We start from the raw sequence: 3530 nt of genomic DNA, 5'->3' as shown, positions 1-3530 counted from the left end.
ATGAATTACGCGGCCACTCTTCCCGCCTGCCGCGCGTTCGTTCACCACGGTGGCGCCGGCACCACGAACGCGGGCCTACGCGCCGGACTCCCCACGTTGATCCTCTGGACGTTGCCCGATCAGTCGTTCTGGGGAAGTCGTGTCAAGCGGCTGAAGGTGGGCACTGGGCGGCGCTTTACGGCGACTACCCGGGAATCGCTGGTCGCGGACCTTCGCACCATCCTGGCCCCGCAATACCTCACCCGGGCCCGCGAACTCGCCGCCCGGATGACCAAACCCGCCGAAAGCGTTGTGGTCGCCGCCGACCTTGTAGAAAATTTCGCGCGCCTCAAGCGTGTTGGCTGATCGGCGACGGCGCGCCGCCAGGATGATCGGCACCGGCCAGGTCTGCAAGGTGCCGACACCCTCGTCATAGCGGATCGGCGTCGCTGTGTGACAGTACACCTTGAGGCTTCACCATCGGCAGCGGCGCCCGACCCAGCGCTCGGCGGCGCCGACGCAGCGCCCGCTCCGACGGTCAAGCAACATGCTCGCGAGTGCGGGGAGCACTCGGCCCCCGGTAGTTGCCGTGGGACCTGGTCGAGCCCGGCCTCGGCGACCAGATGCGTTGACTTCGGTTGCGGCCCTGCAGTTCCAAGCGAGACCCTCGGTTAACGGCTACTCATCATGTTCTACTTCAGGAGGGCTGTCCCATGTGTGTGATCGCTTGGCTCGACCGGTAGTTCGGGCTGCTCGCCGATCCATTCAAGCAGGGCACGGAGACCTTCCTCGAGCGCCCACTTCGGGCGCCAGTGGAGCTCGTTCTTCGCCGGCTCGATGTCGCAGCTCGCGGCGCGTACGTCACCGTCGCGGAATTTCGCCACGACGATCGGTTCGGGGGCATCGTAGATGGCGGCGATCTTTTGAGCCAGCTCATGGATGGTCGTCGCGATGCCCGACCCGATGTCGAGGAAGCGTGGCTCGGTCGCAGGTTCCTCTATCGCAGCAAACAGCGCCTCGACGACATCGTCGATATAGACGAAATCGCGCACGATCCGACCGTCTTCGTAGACTTCCAACGGGCGCTGCTCGCGCGCCAATCGTGCGAAAAGAGCGACTATTCCTGTGTACGAATTTGTCAGCGACTGGCCCGGCCCGTAGACATTCTGCAGACGCAGCACGCTGAGATTGGCGTCATGGGCGGCCGTCCAGGCAGCCAAGATGTGCTCTTGGGCGAGTTTGGTCGCGGCGTATACGTTGGTGGGCCGGGGCTCCGTTCGGCCAGCACAGCTCGGAAGCGGGACTGCAGATTCACCCGTAGGCCCTTGCGGATCCCAGATACCGGCCAGCAGCTGAGCGCGGCTGCGCGGCTGCGGATAGAAGGTTTGTGTGCCGCATTGCCAAGCGCCCTCGCCGTAGACGGCCCTTGATGACGCCAGGACGAACTGGTCGGGCACAAGTGCTGAGCGGCTTAGGGCATCAAGAAGTTGAGTCGTTCCCACCACGTTTACCGAACCGTGGCGCGTCGCCTCCGAGAGCGACTGTGCCGTTCCCGTCTCGGCCGCCAAATGGACGATCTGGGAAGGTTGGAACAACCGAAGCACAGCATCCCAATCAGGGGCATGGGTGACATCCCCGGTGAACAACCGAGCGGAGGGCGGCAGATCGATCGCGGCACGTTCGCCATGCACTTGCGGGTGCAGGACGTCCATCACAGCGACGTCGTAACCGGCTTTGACGAGACGGCGCGCGAGGGCGGACCCAATGAATCCGGCCCCGCCAGTGACGAGCACCGATGTTGACAACAGCCGATGCCTCCGGTTCCTCTGTGGAGTGCTCAATCCGATAATTGCCGACGCGGCTGTGGAGCACTCTCTTGATGCTGGGGGTCGTCGACAATGCGCAGCATGTCAACCCTGGACGAGCGCGCGGTCGGCCAGCGCCCCGATTGCCGGTGCCAACAGCCGGGAGTATTCGAGCGTCAGGTGACTTTCGTCGATGTACACAAGGGTGTTGCCGACGATGACCGGGCAGCGGTTGGCGGTGCAGAACAGCTTGGTGAGGTCGGTGTATTGTCCGCCGCCGGCTTGGGTGGCGGCAATCTCGGCTGCGATGCCGGATGGGTTGACGGCCGTCGATCGTGGCGGCGAGCAGGCCGTCGCGTCGTCGAGGTGGCCGGACAGGCAGGTCGGCACCGATGTGTGCGGATCCGGGGTCGGCCCGAGCACCATCACCTTGGCGCCCGTGCCGCGCAACTGCTGCACCAGGCGGGTCATGCTGTCGATCCACGCCGGGTCATAGGAGTTGAAACCGGACATCCAACCGTTGCCGTTGCCGGCGCCGTAACCCCGCCACAGGCCCACCACGATCAGCCGCGGGTGCTCGGCGCGCAACCGCGCCAGGATTTGACCGCGCCATTGCGCACAGTGCTCAAAACGTTCGACCAGGCCACTGAAGAGTTTGTTCGCGATGGGCAAGTCCAGCAAAGGGCAGGCCCCCTTGGCCAGCATCTCGAGCCGCCAGTGCCGTTGCGTGGCGATCTGCTGGAACGCCGGATTCCACATCGCGGCATGCGAGTCGCCGACCAGAGCCATCGTCGTCTTAGACGCGGTATCGCCCGCCGCGCATTCAGGCTGTCCGCTTTGGAACGGTTCGCGCAGGCAGCCGTTGAACAACAAGGCCTTGAGCTCGGCGGCCGCGCCGGCAAGCGGCGGTTGCAGGTTCGACGGGACGGCATTGAGATCGGCCGACGCGGTGACCGCGGCCTGCACCTGTGCGAACGCCTGCTGCACCGCCGCGTCGTAGGCGTCCATGTTGTCGCCCATGGGGACAGGTTCCGCAGCGATGGTCAGCGGCGCAGCCGGCGTACCGTGACCGACCGGGATGGGCACCCAAAACAGCAGCGCCACGCCCACAGCTGCCGCCACCGCGGTGGCGAAAGCGCCAACCGCGAGACTGCGCAGGGGAGAGCGGCGCAGGGGAGCGGCGAATCGCAGCGGGTTCTCGATGAAACGCAGGGTGAGCACTCCCAGCCCGCCGGAGACCAGGACCGCCGCCAACCTGCCAGCTAACCCTAGTGGGTGGCCCAGCAACGCGGGCGTGAGCACCAGCACCGGCCAGTGCCACAGATACCACGAGTAGGAGAGCCGGCCGATTTCGCGCATCGGCGCCACTGCCAGGATGCGGCCGCATCCTTTCGTAGGTAAAGCACAGCCGGCGCCGATTACCAGCGCCGAGCCGAGCACGGGCAACAGCGCGGCGGTACCCGGATAGGGCGTATCCGGGGTCAGTTGGTTGCAGGCCAGCAGGATCAGCCCGAGTCCTGCCCATCCCGTGATCGCGGCAGCCCGTGGCGGCAGCCGGCGCCACTGGCCGGCGGTGAGGGACACCAAGGCGCCCACCGGGAAATCCCAGGCCCGGGTGGGCAGCGAAAAGTACGCCACAGCGGGCATCACGTAGGTGGTCACCAGCGACAGCGCAAACGACACGGCTGCGACGAGCACAAGGACAACCATGTACGGGCGTTTCGACAAGGGGGCATCGGCCTTGGT

Annotated in this window: 3 protein-coding genes; 1 reads left to right on the top strand and 2 read right to left on the bottom strand. The window is 65.8% G+C overall.

The features are described 5' to 3' along the window. The coding region (locus ACLP9N_RS11520; RefSeq protein ID WP_442407530.1) for a glycosyltransferase at nt 1–345 on the top strand (345 nt) is incomplete at its 5' end. A 326-nt stretch (nt 346–671) separates the two neighbouring features. Here the strand turns inward: ACLP9N_RS11520 and ACLP9N_RS11515 are convergent. Continuing rightward, nucleotides 672–1772 carry an NAD-dependent epimerase/dehydratase family protein gene (locus ACLP9N_RS11515; protein ID WP_442407531.1) on the bottom strand — a complete coding sequence of 367 codons (1101 nt, stop codon included), beginning with the start codon at nt 1770–1772 and terminating at the stop codon, nt 672–674. Nucleotides 1773–1889: 117 nt separating this feature from the next. Then, a partial coding sequence (locus tag ACLP9N_RS11510) for an acyltransferase family protein (protein ID WP_442407529.1) occupies nt 1890–3530 on the bottom strand: 1641 nt, incomplete at its 5' end.

Origin of the sequence: Mycobacterium sp. (assembly GCF_052144515.1) — a bacterium.
Classification (GTDB): domain Bacteria; phylum Actinomycetota; class Actinomycetes; order Mycobacteriales; family Mycobacteriaceae; genus Mycobacterium.
Note: the sequence above shows the minus strand (reverse complement) of the source record. Positions and strands in the feature narration are given on the sequence as shown.